This is a genomic window from Rhizobium sp. NZLR8 (assembly GCF_019685025.1).
Taxonomy (GTDB): Bacteria; Pseudomonadota; Alphaproteobacteria; order Rhizobiales; family Rhizobiaceae; genus Rhizobium.
Window position 1 is genome coordinate 1 of sequence record NZ_JABDVY010000014.1, and the last position, 16,788, is coordinate 16,788.

16 protein-coding genes are annotated in these 16,788 nt (G+C 61.7%); 9 read left to right on the plus strand and 7 right to left on the minus strand.

The genetic code is table 11. From position 1 onward, the window contains the following. Nucleotides 1–174 precede the first annotated feature (174 nt). The 3 genes from HJB89_RS25400 to HJB89_RS25410 are packed head-to-tail and all read right to left on the minus strand — an operon-like array spanning nucleotide 175 to nucleotide 3,167. Nucleotides 175–816, minus strand: a complete 642-nt coding sequence (locus HJB89_RS25400; protein WP_221115946.1) for a ThuA domain-containing protein — start codon at nucleotides 814–816, stop codon at nucleotides 175–177. Between the two features lie 17 nt (nucleotides 817–833). Continuing rightward, nucleotides 834–1,934, minus strand: coding sequence for a Gfo/Idh/MocA family protein (locus tag HJB89_RS25405; protein ID WP_207584168.1), 1,101 nt, complete (start codon nucleotides 1,932–1,934; stop codon nucleotides 834–836). A gap of 33 nt (nucleotides 1,935–1,967) precedes the next feature. Then, on the minus strand, nucleotides 1,968–3,167 hold the full coding sequence (locus HJB89_RS25410) for an ROK family transcriptional regulator (protein WP_207584169.1): 1,200 nt from the start codon (nucleotides 3,165–3,167) through the stop codon (nucleotides 1,968–1,970). A gap of 201 nt (nucleotides 3,168–3,368) precedes the next feature. On the opposite strand from HJB89_RS25410, the gene HJB89_RS25415 reads away from it, so the two are divergent. From HJB89_RS25415 to HJB89_RS25430, 4 genes are all read left to right on the plus strand, one after another. Then, a complete protein-coding gene (locus tag HJB89_RS25415) occupies nucleotides 3,369–4,673 on the plus strand; it encodes an ABC transporter substrate-binding protein (RefSeq protein WP_221115947.1) in 1,305 nt (434 codons plus the stop codon). An 86-nt stretch (nucleotides 4,674–4,759) separates the two neighbouring features. Further along, the gene (locus tag HJB89_RS25420; protein WP_207584171.1) at nucleotides 4,760–5,698 is read left to right on the plus strand and encodes a carbohydrate ABC transporter permease; all 939 of its coding nucleotides are present in this window, start codon (nucleotides 4,760–4,762) and stop codon (nucleotides 5,696–5,698) included. Further along, complete coding sequence (locus HJB89_RS25425) at nucleotides 5,691–6,539, plus strand: carbohydrate ABC transporter permease (RefSeq protein WP_207584172.1); 849 nt, start codon at nucleotides 5,691–5,693, stop codon at nucleotides 6,537–6,539. The genes HJB89_RS25420 and HJB89_RS25425 overlap by 8 nt, the downstream gene beginning before the upstream one ends. 23 nt (nucleotides 6,540–6,562) lie before the next feature. Then, on the plus strand, nucleotides 6,563–7,636 hold the full coding sequence (locus tag HJB89_RS25430) for an ABC transporter ATP-binding protein (protein ID WP_207584173.1): 1,074 nt from the start codon (nucleotides 6,563–6,565) through the stop codon (nucleotides 7,634–7,636). A gap of 139 nt (nucleotides 7,637–7,775) precedes the next feature. On the opposite strand, the gene kdgD is transcribed toward HJB89_RS25430, so the two are convergent. The 3 genes from kdgD to HJB89_RS25445 all read right to left on the minus strand — a co-directional run bounded on the left by kdgD (nucleotide 7,776) and on the right by HJB89_RS25445 (nucleotide 10,488). Further along, nucleotides 7,776–8,702, minus strand: a complete 927-nt coding sequence (gene kdgD / locus HJB89_RS25435) for a 5-dehydro-4-deoxyglucarate dehydratase (protein ID WP_221115948.1) — start codon at nucleotides 8,700–8,702, stop codon at nucleotides 7,776–7,778. 35 nt (nucleotides 8,703–8,737) lie between these two features. After that, nucleotides 8,738–9,712, minus strand: coding sequence for a mannonate dehydratase (locus tag HJB89_RS25440; RefSeq protein ID WP_221115949.1), 975 nt, complete (start codon nucleotides 9,710–9,712; stop codon nucleotides 8,738–8,740). Nucleotides 9,713–9,777: 65 nt separating this feature from the next. Beyond that, complete coding sequence (locus HJB89_RS25445) at nucleotides 9,778–10,488, minus strand: FadR/GntR family transcriptional regulator (protein WP_207584176.1); 711 nt, start codon at nucleotides 10,486–10,488, stop codon at nucleotides 9,778–9,780. A gap of 133 nt (nucleotides 10,489–10,621) precedes the next feature. On the opposite strand from HJB89_RS25445, the gene HJB89_RS25450 reads away from it, so the two are divergent. From HJB89_RS25450 to HJB89_RS25470, 5 genes are read left to right on the plus strand one after another with little or no spacing between them, the layout of a single operon-like run. Beyond that, nucleotides 10,622–12,217, plus strand: a complete 1,596-nt coding sequence (locus tag HJB89_RS25450; protein WP_207584177.1) for an ABC transporter substrate-binding protein — start codon at nucleotides 10,622–10,624, stop codon at nucleotides 12,215–12,217. 21 nt (nucleotides 12,218–12,238) lie between these two features. Then, entirely contained in the window at nucleotides 12,239–13,267 is a 1,029-nt protein-coding gene (locus HJB89_RS25455) for an ABC transporter permease (RefSeq protein WP_221132592.1), read from the plus strand. Further along, complete coding sequence (locus HJB89_RS25460) at nucleotides 13,264–14,166, plus strand: ABC transporter permease (RefSeq protein ID WP_221150712.1); 903 nt, start codon at nucleotides 13,264–13,266, stop codon at nucleotides 14,164–14,166. Before HJB89_RS25455 ends, HJB89_RS25460 begins: the two co-directional genes overlap by 4 nt. A 1-nt stretch (nucleotide 14,167) precedes the next feature. Further along, nucleotides 14,168–15,013, plus strand: a complete 846-nt coding sequence (locus HJB89_RS25465) for an ABC transporter ATP-binding protein (RefSeq protein WP_207584311.1) — start codon at nucleotides 14,168–14,170, stop codon at nucleotides 15,011–15,013. After that, nucleotides 15,010–15,753: an ABC transporter ATP-binding protein gene (locus HJB89_RS25470; RefSeq protein ID WP_221150713.1), complete on the plus strand. Its 744-nt coding sequence runs from the start codon at nucleotides 15,010–15,012 to the stop codon at nucleotides 15,751–15,753. The genes HJB89_RS25465 and HJB89_RS25470 overlap by 4 nt, the downstream gene beginning before the upstream one ends. Here HJB89_RS25470 and HJB89_RS25475 read toward each other — a convergent pair. Further along, complete coding sequence (locus tag HJB89_RS25475; RefSeq protein WP_207584181.1) at nucleotides 15,740–16,786, minus strand: LacI family DNA-binding transcriptional regulator; 1,047 nt, start codon at nucleotides 16,784–16,786, stop codon at nucleotides 15,740–15,742. The genes HJB89_RS25470 and HJB89_RS25475 overlap by 14 nt on opposite strands. Nucleotides 16,787–16,788 lie beyond the last annotated feature (2 nt).

Here is a 16,788-nt window from a genome sequence, read left to right on the forward strand (position 1 = left end):
GTTCAATGGAACGGCGGACGGAGACCCAGGCTCTCCCACGGGCTTGGTGTCCCAAAGGTGCAACGGTCTTCCATCCGCCACCGCAACAGGCAGTACTACGCCAATAGCGGGTAAAGGGAAGTTACAAAGGTGGCGGCAGCCGGATGAGGGGCCGCCGTCCGCGCGAACCTCGCCCTACCGCGCCGCCCAGTTGGCGCCGCGGCGGAAGATGGCCTTCATCTCGGGCACGTCGAATTCCTTGGCCTGGTGGCCGAGTGAAGAATAGAAGACCCGGCCCTTGCCGTATTTCCGCTTCCAGACGACGGGCATGACGACGCCGTCGATCCAGTAGGCGTGGTTGCCGGTGAATTTGGTCGTCGCCAGAACCTCGTTCGAGGGGTCGACATGCATGTAATATTGCTCCGACGTGTAGGGGAAATCGGCAATGCCCTCCATCAGCGGATCGTCGGGCCGGGTGATGTTGACGGTATAGTCGATGATGTTGCCGGGGTGCGCCACCCATTGGCCGCCGATGATGAACTGGTAATCGACCGAGTCGCGGAAGGCATCGCCCGCGCCGCCGTGATAACCGGCGATGCCGACGCCGCTCTCGATGGCGGCGGCGAGGTTCTTGACCTCCTCCTTCTCGATCTTCGACATCGTCATGATCGGCACGACGAGGCTGAGATCGTGGACCGAAGGGTCGGCAAGCGCCTCGGTGCCGTGTTCGAGATAGACCTTGAAGCCGTCCTCCTCGAGCATGGTCTTGATGACTTCGGCGCATTCCTGCGGCTCGTGGCCGCTCCAGCCGCCCCAGACGATCAGTGCTTCACGCATAGTCTTTCCTCCTGAATTTATTTCGCCAGCCGTCCGTCGACGATGGAATCGGACAAGGGGGCGGGGCGCACCACCGCCGTGGTGATCGCCACCGTGCGCCCGGTCGCAGACGCGGTGTGGAACGCTTCCATGACTTCGAGCACATGCAGCGCCAGATCGCCATTGGCCCGATGCGGCCGGTTGGAGCGGATCGCATGCGCCATGTCGGCAACGCCGAGCGAGCGATAATTGCCGTCGGCATAGGGTGCTGTGAGTGGCTGGTCCTCGAATTCGCCGCCCTTCTTCAGATATTCCACCGGGCCGCCGAATTTGTTGGGATCGGGGACTATAAGCGTGCCCTCGGTTCCGTAGATTTCGAGCGGCACATGCTTGTGGCCGGCGACATCGAAGCTCATGGCGATCTGCACGACGGCGCCGTTCTCAAAACGCATCATGCCGGCGACATGCGTCGGCACATGCACGGGAATATGTTCGCCGTTGCGCGGCTCGCTGGTCACCAGCCGCTCTGTACGCGGCGTCGACGCAAAGCCGACAACCTCAGACACCGGCCCGAGCAGATTGACGAGATCGGTGATGTAATAGGGCCCCATATCGAGCATCGGCCCGCCGCCGACTTCGTAATAGAAGGCGGGGTTCGGATGCCAGCGCTCATGGCCCGGGCACATGAAGCTTGCCGAGCCGCCGACCGGCTGGCCGATGACGCCCTGGTCGATCAGGATGCGGGCCGTCTGGTGGCCGCCGCCGAGGAAAGTATCGGGGGCCGCACCGATGCGAAGATTCCGCGCTTTGGCGGCGTCGGCCAATTTTTTCCCTTCTGCGAAATTAATCCCGAGGGGCTTTTCCGAATAGGTATGTTTGCCGGCTTCGAGGGCCTGCAGCGCAACAGCGACATGGGCTTTCGGGATCGTCAGATTGACGATGATCTCAACCTTGGGGTCGGCGAAAAGTTCCTCGACGGTCTTTGCCGGAACGTTGAATTCGATAGCCTTTGCCTCTGCCAGTTCCCGGTTGAGATCGGCGACGCCGCGGATATCGAGAATGGGAAAGGATGCCATCGCCTTGAGATAGGCGCCCGAAATATTGCCGCATCCGATGATGCCGATACCGACTTTATCCATGAAGTCCTCCATTCATTATGATTGTGCTGCTCGTCAGAGCGCCGGCCCCGTCGTGCTCCAGGGCGATTCGTAGAGTTCGTAGAGCGCCACCGCAGCCGCACCCTGGGCCCAGAAATCATCGGTCGAATCGTCGAAGACGAGTTCGCTGACGCCGCGCAGCGACGGCGGAATGGCGAGCGCATAGGCATCGCGCAGGCTGTTCAAAAACGGCTCGCCGAGCGCCAGGCTCGATCCCACCAGAATGACCCGTGGCGGCGCAAACAGCGTGACGATGTTGGCAACGGTCAATCCCACCGCTTCGCCGGCGCGGATGGCAGCACCAATCAGCCGGTCGTCATCGGCCTTGATCAGCGCCTGGGCATGGTTCATGCCGCGCCCGAGTCGGATCGCTTCGGCAAAACGCCCATCGGCCAGCTGTTCGCCGAGGATTGCGCTTTCGCCGGCCTGGCTGAACAGCCGCACGACGCCATTCGGTCCTGTGCCGAGCACGAGGTCGCCGAGATTGTGGCTGAGGCCACCGGCGCCGCGGAACAGGCTGTTGCCGTGCAGCACGCCGAGCCCCAGCGTCTGTTCCAGCGAAATCAGCACCATATCCTCGAGATCGCGCGCCTTCCCGAACCAGTGATGGCCAAGCGTGATGGCGTGGGCGTCGCTTTCGACGATGGTCGGTGTCGAAAGCCGCGTCGACATCTCGGCGGCGAAATCGACATTGGTGTCGCGAAAGATCGGGCTGCTGCGGATATAGCCGGTGCGGTGCTCGATGACGCCGGGAAAACCGAGGCAGACGCTGTCGACGTCTTCAAGCGACAGCCCGGCATCGACGACACAGCGCCTGACGCCATCCTCGACCAGATCGGCAATGACGCCGATCGGCTGCCGGTCGAGGCGGATCGGCAAAGCCAGCTTCGACAGCACGTCGCCGCGGAAATTGGTGACGACGAACACCATCCGGTTGGCGGCGATCTTGCCGCCGACCACACGCGCCGCATCGGGATTGAGTTCCAACATCACCCGCGGCCTGCCGCGCACCGCCTCATTGCGGATATCGCCTTCGTGACGCGGCAGGATCAGCCCGTCGTCGAGCAACGAGGCGGTGATGGCCGAAACCGTGGTGGTGGAGAGTTCGGTGCGCTCGCTGATCTCGATCCGCGAGATCGGCCCATGGCGTCGGACGGTATCGAGCACGTTCAAGCGATTGATCGCGCGCATTAATTCGGGATCTGCGGTCTTCATGAGAACTAGCCAGGCAAGCGTTTCGTTGGGCGGAACCCAAATATTTATAACGGGTTACGAAATAAATAGCCGGCAATTTCGTGGCCCTGTCAAGCGCATTTGATAAAAATAGCGGCATTGGGTTGACATTGGATGAAAGCTCCGGTGAATTAATCCGCATAGGGGAAAAATTGTGAGGATAGACCCCTGGGAGGAAAAATCATGAATTTTATGCACAAAAGCGCCGCTCTCGGCGGCAGGCGCATCGCATCCGTGGCCGCGGCAGCCGGCCTGTTGCTGTTGGGGGCAGGCGCCGCCTCCGCGACGACGGTGGTCAAGTGGCTGCATCTCGAGCTCGACCCGAAAAACGTCGCGGCCTGGGAAGACATCGTCAAGAAATACGAAGCCCAGCATCCCGACGTCGATATCCAGATGCAGTTCCTCGAAAACGAAGCCTTCAAGGCCAAGCTTCCCACTCTGCTGCAATCCGACGACGTGCCGGATTTCTTCTTCAGCTGGGGCGGCGGCGTCTTGAAGCAGCAGTCCGAGACCGGCGCGCTGCAGGATGTGACGGCAGCCCTCGATGCTGATGGCGGCAAACTGCGCAACGCCTATACCCCGGCCTCGGTCAACGGCCTGACCTTTGACGGCAAGACCTGGGCCATCCCCTATAAGGTCGGTCTGGTCAGCTTTTTCTACAACAAGGCGCTGTTTGCCAAGGCCGGCGTCAAAGCCGAGGACATCAAGAGCTGGGCCGATTTTCTCGCCACGGTGAAGAAGATTAAGGCGGCCGGCATTGTGCCGATCGCCGGCGGCGGCGGTGAGAAATGGCCGATCCATTTCTACTGGAGCTATCTCGTCATGCGCGAAGGCGGCCAGAAGGTTTTCGACGCGGCGAAGAAGGGCGAGGGCGAAGGTTTCCTTGATCCCGCCATCATCAAGGCCGGCGACGATCTCGCCGAACTCGGCAAACTCGAACCTTTCCAGCCCGGCTATCTCGGCGCGACCTGGCCGCAGACGCTCGGCGTCTTCGGTGACGGCAAGGCGGCGATCATCCTCGGCTTTGAAGCAACCGAAGCCAATCAGCGCAAGAATGCCGGCGACGGCAAGGGCCTAGCACCTGACAATATCGGCCGTTTCGTCTTCCCGACGGTCGATGGCGGCGCCGGCAAGCCGACGGATACGCTCGGCGGTCTGAACGGCTGGGCCGTTACCAAGAAGGCCTCCAAGGAAGCGATCGATTTCCTCGCTTTCCTGACGAGCGCGGAGAACGAGCGGGTGATGGCCAAGGCCGGCATGCTTCTGCCCGTTGCCGTCGGCGCCGATGATGGCGTCGTCAATCCGCTGCTGGCCGAATCGGCCAAACAGCTTGCGGGTTCGACCTGGCATCAGAACTTCTTCGACCAGGATCTCGGTGCTGCCGTCGGCCGTGTCGTCAACGACGTCTCGGTGGAAATCGTTTCCGGGCAGATGAATTCCAAGGACGGCGCCCAGATGATCCAGGACGCTTTCGAACTGGAACAATAACCAGCGCCAGCAGACCCTTCCCGGCGCTCCCAGCTAAAGAGCGGGAGCGCCGGCATTGCTGCCGACGACATGCGAAAGCAGGACCCATGGCCAATATTTCAGTCCCATCGATGACATCAGCCGCACGGCCGGCACGGAAAGCCGCAAACGCCAGGAGCTCGGTCGCCCATGACCGGCTGACGGTGCTGCTGATCTTTCTGCCGCCGGCGCTCTTGCTGTTCACGCTTTTCGTCATCATGCCGATGGGCGAGGCGGCCTGGTACAGCCTCTACAAGTGGAACGGCTACGGGACGCCGACCGAGTTCATCGCCCTGCGCAATTTCCAGGTTCTGTTTCGAAATGCGGCTTTCACCCAGGCGCTGCTTAATAACGGCCTGATCATCGTGATCTCGATCTGCATCCAGGTGCCGCTGGCCATCTGGCTTGCCACCATGCTGGCCCACCGCATTCCCGGCGTCGTCGCCTACCGCCTGATCTTCTTCCTGCCCTATGTGCTGGCCGACGTTGCCGCCGGCCTGATCTGGCGCTTCGTCTATGATGGCGATTACGGTCTGTTTGCCGCTGTTTCCAATTTCTTCGGTTTCGCCAACCCTTATGTGCTCGCCGATAAGGACCTGGCGATCTATGCCGTGCTCGGCGTCATCGTCTGGAAATATTTCGGTTTCCACATGATGCTGTTCATCGCCGGCCTGCAATCGGTCGACAAGAGCGTGCTGGAGGCAGCCGAGATCGACGGCGCCACCGGCTGGCAGAAATTCCGCTATGTCACGCTGCCGCTGCTCGGCTCGACCTTGCGCCTCTCGATCTTCTTTGCCGTCGTCGGCTCGCTGCAGCTCTTCGACATGATCATGCCGCTGACCGGCGGCGGGCCATCCAACTCAACGCAGACGATGGTCACCTTCCTCTACACCTACGGCGTCATGCGCATGCAGGTCGGCCTCGGCAGCGCCGTCGGCGTGGTGCTGTTCATCATCTGCGTCACGCTCGCCTTCGGTTACAAAAGGATCTTCATGCGCCATGACTGATATGAGTTCTTCCATCCGCATGCGCACCTCGACCCGCGTCTATCTCTACGTGTCGCTGAGCCTGATTGCCGCGATCGTACTCGTGCCGCTGCTGACGACGGCGCTCGGCGGCTTCAAGACGTTGGGCGACCTGCGCACCAATCCCTTCGGCCTGCCGATAGAGTGGCAATGGGCAAACTATACCGACATTCTGTTCGGCGAGCGCTACTGGCTGCAGATCGGCAATTCGCTGGTTATCGCCGCGCTCACCGTGCTCTTGACGCTGATCGTTTCGTCGATGGCCGCCTTCGCCTTTGCCCATGTCCGCTTCTTCGGCTCCTCCTTCCTGCTCAATTATTTCCTGCTCGGCCTGATGTTTCCGGCGGCAACCGCAATCCTGCCGCTCTTCATCCGCATCCGCGATCTCGGCCTGCTCGATACCTATTGGGGCGTGGTGCTGCCGCAGGTGGCCTTCGGCCTCGGCATGAGCATCCTTTTGTTCCGAAACTATTTCCGCAACCTTCCGGAAGAATTGTTTCAGGCGGCCTTCGTCGACGGCTGCGGCTATCTCAGATTCTTCTGGCATATCTCGCTGCCGCTTTCCCGGCCGATCGTCGCCACCGTCAGCATCATCTCCTTCGTCGGCAGCTGGAACAGCTACATCCTGCCGCTGATCATGTTGAACTCCGAATCGAAATATCCCTGGCCGCTCGGCATCATGGTCTATCGCGGCGAATACGGCACGGAATGGCAGCTGGTGCTGGCCTTCATCACGCTGACCATCCTTCCCACAATCATCGTCTTTTTCGTCGCCCAGAGACACATCATCGCCGGCCTGACCGCGGGCGCCGTGAAGTCCTGAGCCGAACCCTTGGAGGTGCATTTATGGCATCCGTTGAATTGAACGATATTCGCAAGACCTATGGCGCCGTCGATGTCATCCACGGCATCTCGCTGGATATTCAGGATGGGGAATTCGTCGCCCTGGTCGGGCCTTCCGGCTGTGGAAAATCGACGCTGCTGCGGATGATTGCCGGCCTTGAGGAAATCACCGATGGCGACATCTCCATCGGCGGCAAGGTCGTCAACGCCATGACCCCGCGCGAACGCAACATCGCCATGGTCTTCCAGTCCTACGCGCTCTATCCGCACATGACCGTGGCTGAAAACATGGGCTTCAATCTGAAGCTCGCCGGCGTTGCCAAGCCGCAGATCGAGGCCCGCGTTGCCGAGGCCGCCCGTATGCTCGATCTCGCCGAACTGCTCGACCGCAAGCCGGCCCAGCTTTCCGGCGGCCAGCGCCAGCGCGTCGCCATGGGCCGCGCCGTCGTGCGCAATCCGGCCGTGTTCCTGTTCGACGAGCCGCTGTCCAACCTCGATGCGAAACTCCGCGTGCAGATGCGCTCGGAAATCAAGACGCTGCACCAGAAGGTGAAGACGACCTCGATCTATGTCACCCACGACCAGATCGAAGCGATGACGCTCGCCGACCGCATCGTCGTGCTCAATCAGGGCAGGGTGGAGCAGCAGGGCACGCCGCTCGAACTCTACCGGAAGCCCGCCAATCTCTTCGTCGCCGCCTTCATCGGATCGCCGGCGATGAACATGCTCGACGGCACCGTCGACGGCGAAAATGGCGAACCCGCCGCCCGCCTGACCGACGGCACGGCAATCCGCATCGCGCCCGACCGCAAGGTCAGGCGCGGCCAGGCCGTCACCATCGGCCTGCGCCCCGAACATCTCATTCCCGGCATATCAGCCGGCACGCCGCTTGCCGGCCGCACCATGCTGGTCGAACCCACCGGCGCCCAGACCCATGTGGTTTTCGACCTTGCCGGACAGCAGGTGACCGCCATCGTCGACGGCGAATACCCCGTCCGCTACGGCGCGGTGTTCGAGGCAAGCATTGCCAGCGATCAGGTGCACGTCTTCGACCGCAACAGCGGCGTGGCGCTCTGAAGTGGATCGCATGTAGGTATCGCAAAATTGCTGCGCACTTTGCGCGACATGCCGTAGGCGTGATTTAACGGATGCCTGACAACGACAAAACCGCCGAGCAAGCCCGGCGGTCGTGACTGCTGATAAAGACAGCCAGAGACTATTCCGCCGCGATCCGCGAGACGCCGTTGGCCTGGACGATCTTGTCGAGCAGCGCTAGCTCTTCCTGGGTGAGATCCGTCAATGGCGGGCGCACCGGGCCCGGGTTCTGCCCAAGGACGCGAAGGCCGGCCTTGATGATCGAGACGGCATAGCCCTTCTTGCGGTTGCGCAAGGCGACGAACGGGAAGAAGAAGCCCTTCAGGATCTCGTCGACGGTCGCCTGGTCGCCGGTGCGCAAGGCGCCGTAAAAGCGCTGGGCGAGGGCGGGCACGAAGTTGAAGACGGCCGAGGAATAGGTCGTCACGCCGGCGGCGAAATAGGCCTGGGCATAGACTTCATGGGTCGGCATGCCGCCGACATAGACGAGACGGTCGCCAAGCAGGGTCGTGATCTCGATGACCTTGTCGACATCGCCGACGCCGTCCTTGAAACCGATCAGGTTCGGGCATTCCTCGGCAAGCCGCGCGATGCTTTCGGCCGTCAACACGGCGTTGTCGCGATTATAGACGATGACGCCGATGCCGACCGATTGGCAGATCGCCTTGACATGGGCGACGAGGCCGGCCTGTTCCGCAAACATCAGATAGGGCGGCAGCAGCAGCAATCCGTCCGCGCCTGCCTTCTCGGCCGCCTGTGCGATCTCGATGGCGAGCGACGTGCCGTAGCCGGTTCCCGAGATGATCGGCGTCTTGCCGGCCGACGCCTTGGCGGCCCTGATAACCTGCGGAATCTCGGCGGGATTGAGGGAGAAGAACTCTCCCGTGCCGCCGGCGGCAAATAGTGCAGCCGCATCGTAGCCCGCAAGCCACTCGACATGGCGGCGGTACTTCGCCTCGTCGAATTTCAGCTGATCGTCGAAATGCGTCACCGGAAACGACAGGAGACCGCTACCGACGGCCTTCTTCAATTCATTCGGGTTCATCATCAAGTCCTGTTCTTTACGTGTTGAATGTTGACCGTTCAGGCGCTTTCGAGCGCCTGCAGAAGGGCCGCGATATAGCCGTAGCAGTAAGCAAATGCGGTGGCGGAAGGATCCGTGCCGCTGACGGTCGGCACGTGGTCGGGCATCAGCATGTATTTGAAGCCGACTTCCTTGTAGATCTTGACCGAGCGGACCATGTCCATGTCGCCTTCGTCGGGGAAGGTCTCCATGAAGGAAAGCTTGCCGCCGCGAATGTTGCGGAAGTGAACATTGAAGATCTTGCCGCGCTGGCCGAACCAGCGAATGACATCGTCGATCTCCTTGCCGGGATTTTCGAGCATCTCGCCGATCGAGCCCTGACAGAAATTGAGGCCGTGATAAGGGCTTTCGCGCATCAGCACGAATTTCTTCAGGCCTTCGACGGTGCCGAGCACCCGCGTGACGCCGCGATAGCCGGGCGGGGTATAGGGGTCGTGCGGATGGCAGGCGAGCCGGACGCGATTGCTGGCAGCGACAGGCACGACGCGCTCGAGGAAATAGTCGATCCGTTCCCAGTTTTCGTCTTCGGACAGCACGCCGGCAAGGCCGGGTTCGGCCTGCTGATCCGTCTTGTCCCAGCGGAAGCTGGCATTCATCGACCCGCCGCGTCCCGGTTCATCGGGTGTGCGGGGAATGCCGATCAGATTGAGGTTATATTTCACCGCCGGAATGCCGGCCGCCGCGGTATTCTCGATCAGCTTGCAGACGGCGTCGATCTGCCTGTCGCGATCGGGGCCGGCAAGCAATATATCGGGATAGGACGCCTTCTCGATCGGCTGCGAAGGCAGCGGCAATTGGATCATGTCGAGGATCAGGCCGAAGCTTTCGACCTTGTCGCGATGACGCTCGAGATCGGAAAGCGTCCAACTGCTGGGTTTTCCCGGCGGGTCGGCGTTGATATGCTTCACACCCAGTTGCGCGAAGATACGATAATCGTCGTCGTCCCGCGCTGCGACCTGTGTTCCCAGATACATTTGAGTCTCTTTCGAAATTACACAATGTCATATGACATAATATGAATTTCTGAGAGAGTCGAGCCCTATTGCTGCTCGGAGAGCATCCGATAGCGACGTTGACTGGCCATCATATGGGCGCGCATCGCCTGGCGGGCGCGATCCGGATCCTGATCGGCGATGGCCGACAGGATTTCGACATGTTCGGCATAAACCTTTTGAAGATAGTCGCGGTCATTGGCCTCGGGCAGCGTCGGAAACTGGCCGCGGGGGATGGCCTTGGGGCCGAATTGGCGCAGGACATCGACATAGAATCGGTTGTTCGTGGCGGCGGCAATCGCCATGTGGAAGGCGTAATCCGCCTCCACCGTCTGCTGCCCTGTTTCGATCAGGTTTGCCATTCTGCGATTGGCATCACGAATGGCCGCCTCCTGCTCGGCGGTGCGGCGATAGGCGGCAATCGCCGCCGCTTCACCCTCTGCCGCCATACGAAACTCCAGCAATTCCAGGGTCTCCGGAATGCTTTTGATTTCCACCGGCGTCAATGACAGGACAGAATTTGCCTTCGGATCTGCGACAAACACCCCTTTGCCCTGGATCGGCTTGACGAAGCCCGCCGACCTGAGATCGGCAATCGCCTCGCGCACCACGGTGCGGCTGACGCCGAACGTCGCTTCAAGCTGCGGCTCGGTCGGCAGTTGGTCGCCGACCCGCAGCTTCCCCGTCTCGATCTGCGCCCGCAGCTGATCGATGACCTGTTGCGCCAGTCTTTCTCGCCCACGGCCGAGTGTCGTCATTTTCCGTTCCCCAATCCCTTTGCACTCAAGTCTCCCGCTCGGGCCTTGTCAACGGTATCAGACTTCGCTAGATCATAATACGACATACGGGCGACATAATATGTCTCCTATAGTAATCCAGGGAGGAGTGACAATGAAGCATTTTTCTAAAGGCTTGTTCGTCGGCGCCGTTTTCGGCGCCCTGACGATCGCCGCACCGCAGCTGCAGGCCGCCACGCCGCAGGACCAGCTGGTGATCGGAACATCGCTGGCCCAGGTTCTGTCCCTCGATCCGCAGCAGGCGACCGAAGGCAAAGCGGTCGAGATCATGTCGAATCTTTACGACCGGCTGGTCGCCAGCACGGCGGACGGAAAGATCCTTCCGCAGTTGGCGGAAAGCTGGAAGGTTGACGACAAAGGCATTACCTTTACGCTGCGCAAGGCCAATTTCGCCTCCGGCAACCCGGTCACCTCGAAGGACGTCGTCTATTCACTGGCGCGGCTCTTGAAGATGGATCAGGCCGCTGCCGCCAACCTCAAGCGCGTCGGTTACGACAAGAACAATGTCGAAAAGCTCGTCAAGGCGGTCGACGACCAGACTGTGCGCATCGATCTTTCCGACCAGGTGACGGCGGAGCTTCTGCTCTACCGGCTGACGACGACCACCACCAGCGTGGTCGACAGCGTCGAGGTCGAGAGCCACGCCGTCGACAATGACTACGGCAACGCCTGGATGCGGACGCATTCGGCCGGCTCCGGCCCGTTCACCCTCAACCGCTGGTCTCCGAACGAGCTTGTCATTCTCGACGCCAACAAGGGTTATGTCGCCGGCGCTCCGAAGATGAAGCGCGTCATCGTCCGCCATGTGCCGGAAAGCCAGGTCGAGCGGCTGATGCTGGAGCGCGGCGATATCGATATTGCCAGTGCGCTCACGGCCTCCGATCTTGCGACCTTCCAGGCCAAGCAGGGCTTCGCCATTCAGCGTATTCCGACTGGCGGCTTCTACGTGCTGTCGATGAATGCCGGCAACCAGTACCTCGCCAATCCCAAGGTCCGCGAGGCCATTGCTTACGGCATCGACTACAAGGGCATCGAGAAGACGATCATGGGGCCTTACGGACGGGCAAGAACCGTTCCCGTTCCGGAGAACTTCGAATATGCGATCCCGAGCCCGGATTGGCATCTCGACGTCGAAAAGTCCAAGCAGTTGCTGAGCGAGGCAGGTTTCAAGGACGGCTTCTCGCTGACGCTGAAGACCATTGCGCAAACGCCGCGCATCGATCTTGCCACCGCCATCCAGGCATCGCTTGCCCAGGTCGGCATCAAGATCGACATCCAGCAGGGCAACGGCTCGGAAATCATTGCCGCCCATCGCGCCAGGGATTTCGATCTGCTGATCCCGCAGACCAGCGCCTACATGCCGAACGTGCTCGGTTCGATGGAGCAGTTTTCCTCCAACCCCGACAACTCGAAAGAGGCCAACAATGCCGGCAATTTCGTCTGGCGCTCGGCCTGGGACATTCCCGAACTGACGGCGCTGACGGCGAAGGCATCGATGGAGCCGGACGCCAAGAAGCGCGGCGAACTCTACGTTCAGATGCAGAAGATGTTCATCGAGCAGAAGCCGGCCGTGCTTCCGCTTTTCGAGCGCTTTGAGCCGATCGTCCTGACCAGCAAGGTTCAGGGATATGTCGGGCATCCGTCGCAGTTAACGCGTCTCGAGAACGTGACCAAGGTAGAAACCCAGTAAAGACTCCCAGGACAGCCGATCATGAAGGAACTCTCCGTAGCCGAATTTGGCCGACGCCTGGCGCATTTGCTGGTCAGCCTGTTCATTCTCCTCTGTGTGACCTTCGTGATCGGCCGCGTCTTGCCCAACGATCCGGTCGGCGCGATTGTCGGCGAGCTCGCCGATCCCGCCGCCTACGCGGCGATGCGGGCCCGCCTGGGGCTCGATCTGCCGATCTACCAGCAGTTTTTCCTCTATCTGAACGGGCTGGCGCATGGTGACTTCGGCACTGCCGTGCTCACCGGCAATCCCGTCTCCTCAGACCTCGCCCAAGCGTTTCCGGCAACATTCGAACTGGCGACGCTGGCGGTGATCATTTCGACATTCGTCGGCGTGCCGCTCGGCCTGGTCGCAGCTTTGTTTCGCGACAGCTTCATCGACAAGATAGCCCGGGTGGTGGCGCTCGTCGGGCATTCGATCCCGGTCTTCTGGTTCGGCATCGTCGGGCTCGTCATCTTCTATGCCGGCCTCAACTGGGTCGGCGGGCCGGGCAGGATCGATGTGTTTTATGAAGGCCTCGTCACGCCGAGGACCGGCCTGCTGCTGATCGACAGCCTGCTGCAGGGCGAGACGGAAATCTTCTGGAATGCGCTCGGCCACATCATTCTGCCTGCCATCATCCTCGCCTATGCGGCGATGGCCTATATCACCCGCATGACACGCAGCTTCACCCTGGAGCAGTTGAGCCAGGATTATGTCATCGCAGCCCGCGCAAAGGGTGTGAGCCCCTTCGGCACGATCTGGCGCCACGTCCTGCCGAACATTGCCGTGCAGCTGATTACCATCCTGGCCATTTCCTATGGCGGGCTGCTCGAAGGCGCTGTCGTGACCGAAATCGTCTTCTCCTGGCCGGGCATCGGCCAGTACATGACGAACGCCCTCATGATCGGCGACATGAACGCCATCGTGGCTGGCACCATCATCGTGGGATTCATCTTCATGCTGTTAAACTTCCTCGCCGACGTCGCTTACGCCGTCTTCGATCCGCGCATGCGGGAGGCAGCCCGATGAGTGACGCCATCCGCACTGACATTCATATCCGCCCGCCAAGCGTGTCGACCCGCATCGCGGCGTCGTTTGCGCGCGCCGGCCGCAAATTGGCTGCCGAGCCGCTTGGCCTTGCCGGTTTCATCATCCTCGGCCTACTGTGCCTGATTGCGATCTTTGCGCCGCTTCTGGCGCCTTATGATCCGGTCGTGCAGTCGCTTGGCGATGCCTTGCGGGCCCCGAGCCTCGCGCATTGGGCCGGCACCGACGAATTCGGCCGCGACATCCTAAGCCGCCTGATCTTCGGCACGCGCATCACCATTCAGACCGTGCTTTCGATCTCCCTGATCGTCGGGCCGATCGGCCTGCTGATCGGGGTCGTCGCCGGCTTCTTCGGTGGGCGCACCGATGCGCTGCTGATGCGGGCGACCGATATCGTTCTGTCCTTCCCGTCGCTGATCCTGGCGCTGGCTTTTGCGGCAGCCATCGGCGCCGGCCTGACCACGGCAATCATTGCGATCTCGCTGACCGCCTGGCCGCCGATTGCCCGGCTTGCGCGCGCCGAGGCGCTGGTCGTCAGAAACGCCGACTATGTGGTCGCCGCCCGCCTCTACGGCGCCTCGCCGTTGCGCATCCTTCTCCTCTACATCGCGCCGATGTGCGTTCCATCGGTCATCGTTCGCCTGACACTCAACATGGCCGGCATTATCCTGACGGCGGCGTCGCTCGGCTTCCTCGGCCTCGGCGCGCAGCCGCCGGCGCCGGAATGGGGCGCGATGATCTCCAACGGCCGCAAGTTCATGCTGGATTACTGGTGGGTCGCCGTGATGCCGGGTGTCGCCATCCTCCTCACCAGCCTCGCCTTCAACATCGCCGGAGATGCTCTGCGCGACCTTTTGGATCCCCGCCATGCCCGATCGTGAAATGAATGACCATGATCTGCAACCCGTTCTGTCCGTCAAAGGACTGAGCGTTCGCTTCGGCCGCGGCGCCGTGCCCGCCGTTTCCAATGTCAGTTTCGACGTCGGGCGCGAACGTGTCGGCATCGTCGGAGAATCCGGTTCTGGCAAATCGACGACGGGCCGCGCCATCATGCGCCTTCTGCCGCCGGCAGCGGTCGTCACCGCCGAACGCCTGGACCTCGGTGGCGATCCGTTGCTTTCCAAAAGCGAGCGGCAAATGGGTGCGCTTCGCGGCAAGGATATCGCGCTGATCATGCAGGATCCGCGTTATTCGCTGAATCCGGTGCTCTCGATCGGCAAGCAGGTCGCCGAAGCCGCCCGCCTTCATCTTGGTCTTGGCAAGACCCAGGCGCTTGACGCGGCCCGCGCCATGCTGGAGCGCGTGCGCATCAGCGATCCGGATCGGGTCATGGCGCTTTATCCCCACCAGATATCGGGCGGCATGGGCCAGCGCGTCATGATCGCCATGATGCTGCTGGCGCGGCCGAAGCTTGTTATCGCCGACGAACCGACCTCGGCGCTCGATGTCAGCGTTCGCAAGGACGTGCTGCTGTTGCTCGATGAACTGGTCCGCGAGAACAATTCCGGCCTGCTGTTGATCAGCCACGACATTCGCATGGTGGCGGCCTTTTGCGAGCGCATCATCGTCATGTATGCCGGCCGCATCGTCGAGACGCTGACCAGTCTCGAAGCGGCCCGCCATCCCTATACGCGCGGGTTGATAGCCGCGTTGCCCGACCCGAAGAACCCGGTTCGCCGGCTGGCGGTTCTCGACAGGGCAAAACTCGATCTGGAGACGGCGCAATGATCAATGTCCGCGACCTCGATGTCGTCTTTGCCTCCGGCAAATCCAGCAACCATGTCGTCAGGGGCATCAGTTTTCAAGTCGCCCAGGGAGAGACGCTCGGCATTGTCGGCGAATCCGGATGCGGCAAATCGACGGTGCTGCGTTGCCTTGCCGGAATGGAGTCCGGCTGGGCCGGGCAGATCGAGCTTGGCGGCAGACCGATCGGCAAGCAGCGCTCCCGCGAGGAATTGAAGTTTGCCCAGATGGTCTTTCAGGACCCTTACGGATCCCTGCATCCGCGCCATCGCATCGGCACCGCGCTAGCCGAGCCGCTGCGCGCCATGCGCCATTCCGATATCTGGTCGAAGGTCGAAAAGGCGTTGATCCAGGTGGGACTGCCCGCGAGCTTCGCCAATCGATTTCCCCATGAGCTTTCCGGCGGTCAGCGGCAGCGCGTGGCGATCGCCCGAGCGCTGATCCTGTCGCCGCCCATCCTGCTGCTCGATGAGCCGACATCGGCGCTCGATGTCTCGGTCCAGGCCGAAATCCTCAACCTGCTTGCCGATCAGCGTGAGGAAAAGGGACTGACCTATTTGCTCGTCAGCCACGACCTCGCGGTCATCGCCCATATGTGCGATCGGGTGTTGATCATGAAGAACGGTTGTTTCGTCGACGAACTGAGCAGGGAGGATCTGCAGGCCGGCACCATGCATGATGCCTATGCGCGCGAACTGTTCGAAGCGAGCTTCATCGAAGCCTGATATTTGGGCTGACGGCTGCGACGCTACGCCTTTCGACGAGGTGGCAGGCAAGCTCGACGCGGCGGCGCGGCGCGGCCAGGCCGAGCATCATGTCGCGCAGCAGATCGAGGGCGGTGGCGCCGAGTTCGCGCATCGGGATATGCACCGTCGACAGTGGCGGATTAAGAAAGGCCGACTGCGGCAGGTCGTCGATACCCATGACGGAGACATCTTGCGGCACGGCATAACCCATCGCCTGCAATCCGCGTACTGCGCCGTTGGCAAGGCTGTCGCCCGCCGTCAGGACGGCGGTGAAGGAGAGGCCCTTGTCGCGGACAAGTCGGGTGAGAGCCTCGGCGCCGAGTTCCGGCAGCCAGTCGTCGACCTCGAGCACCAGATCGGTATCGGCCTTCAGCCCATGATGCTGCAGGGCATCGCGCCAGCCTTCCAGGCGCCGCTCGATCGTTCGCCGTCCCGGCCGCAGCATGAATAGGATGCGTTCATGCCCTGTTTTGATCAGGTGCTCGGCGGCGATGAAGGCGGCCGAGCGATTGCAGGGCGTCACGCTCGAAAGCCGCATATAGGGATCGTCGCTATTGACGAGCACGACGGGCTTGCCGAGACCGGCGGCTGCCGCCAGCATATCCTCCTCGTCGACGGTCAGGATCAGCATGCCGCCGAAACTCGGATCATCCCGCATCTCGGCGACGACGCGCGCTTCATCCCCCTCGTCGGCGACCGGTCGCATCGCCAGTTCGATGCCGAGGGCCGCCGCCCGCGCATTCAGGCCTTCGAGCACATAAAGCGTGAACTGGTTGCGCACATAATCGATCATCGCCGCGCCGGAGGCGACGAGCATGACCTTTTTGCCGGCGACGCTTCCCGGCACGGCGTAGCTGACGGCACTTGCCGTTTCCAGCACCAGCTTGCGAATGTCCGGCCTGACGCCCTTTTCGCCGGCCAGCGCCCGCGACACCGTGCTGATCGAGACGCCGCACCGGGCGGCGATATCGTCGAGACGCGTGCGTCTGCCTTTTTTCTCGTCCGCCGCCATGT

What these genes read in the sequence shown, in the direction of transcription:
- HJB89_RS25400 (WP_221115946.1), bottom strand. Translation starts at nt 816, where the DNA reads ATGCGTGAAGCACTGATCGTCTGGGGCGGCTGGAGCGGCCACGAGCCG.
- HJB89_RS25405 (WP_207584168.1), bottom strand. Translation starts at nt 1,934, where the DNA reads ATGGATAAAGTCGGTATCGGCATCATCGGATGCGGCAATATTTCGGGC.
- HJB89_RS25410 (WP_207584169.1), bottom strand. Translation starts at nt 3,167, where the DNA reads ATGAAGACCGCAGATCCCGAATTAATGCGCGCGATCAATCGCTTGAAC.
- HJB89_RS25415 (WP_221115947.1), top strand. Translation starts at nt 3,369, where the DNA reads ATGAATTTTATGCACAAAAGCGCCGCTCTCGGCGGCAGGCGCATCGCA.
- HJB89_RS25420 (WP_207584171.1), top strand. Translation starts at nt 4,760, where the DNA reads ATGGCCAATATTTCAGTCCCATCGATGACATCAGCCGCACGGCCGGCA.
- HJB89_RS25425 (WP_207584172.1), top strand. Translation starts at nt 5,691, where the DNA reads ATGACTGATATGAGTTCTTCCATCCGCATGCGCACCTCGACCCGCGTC.
- HJB89_RS25430 (WP_207584173.1), top strand. Translation starts at nt 6,563, where the DNA reads ATGGCATCCGTTGAATTGAACGATATTCGCAAGACCTATGGCGCCGTC.
- kdgD (WP_221115948.1), bottom strand. Translation starts at nt 8,702, where the DNA reads ATGATGAACCCGAATGAATTGAAGAAGGCCGTCGGTAGCGGTCTCCTG.
- HJB89_RS25440 (WP_221115949.1), bottom strand. Translation starts at nt 9,712, where the DNA reads ATGTATCTGGGAACACAGGTCGCAGCGCGGGACGACGACGATTATCGT.
- HJB89_RS25445 (WP_207584176.1), bottom strand. Translation starts at nt 10,488, where the DNA reads ATGACGACACTCGGCCGTGGGCGAGAAAGACTGGCGCAACAGGTCATC.
- HJB89_RS25450 (WP_207584177.1), top strand. Translation starts at nt 10,622, where the DNA reads ATGAAGCATTTTTCTAAAGGCTTGTTCGTCGGCGCCGTTTTCGGCGCC.
- HJB89_RS25455 (WP_221132592.1), top strand. Translation starts at nt 12,239, where the DNA reads ATGAAGGAACTCTCCGTAGCCGAATTTGGCCGACGCCTGGCGCATTTG.
- HJB89_RS25460 (WP_221150712.1), top strand. Translation starts at nt 13,264, where the DNA reads ATGAGTGACGCCATCCGCACTGACATTCATATCCGCCCGCCAAGCGTG.
- HJB89_RS25465 (WP_207584311.1), top strand. Translation starts at nt 14,168, where the DNA reads ATGAATGACCATGATCTGCAACCCGTTCTGTCCGTCAAAGGACTGAGC.
- HJB89_RS25470 (WP_221150713.1), top strand. Translation starts at nt 15,010, where the DNA reads ATGATCAATGTCCGCGACCTCGATGTCGTCTTTGCCTCCGGCAAATCC.
- HJB89_RS25475 (WP_207584181.1), bottom strand. Translation starts at nt 16,786, where the DNA reads ATGGCGGCGGACGAGAAAAAAGGCAGACGCACGCGTCTCGACGATATC.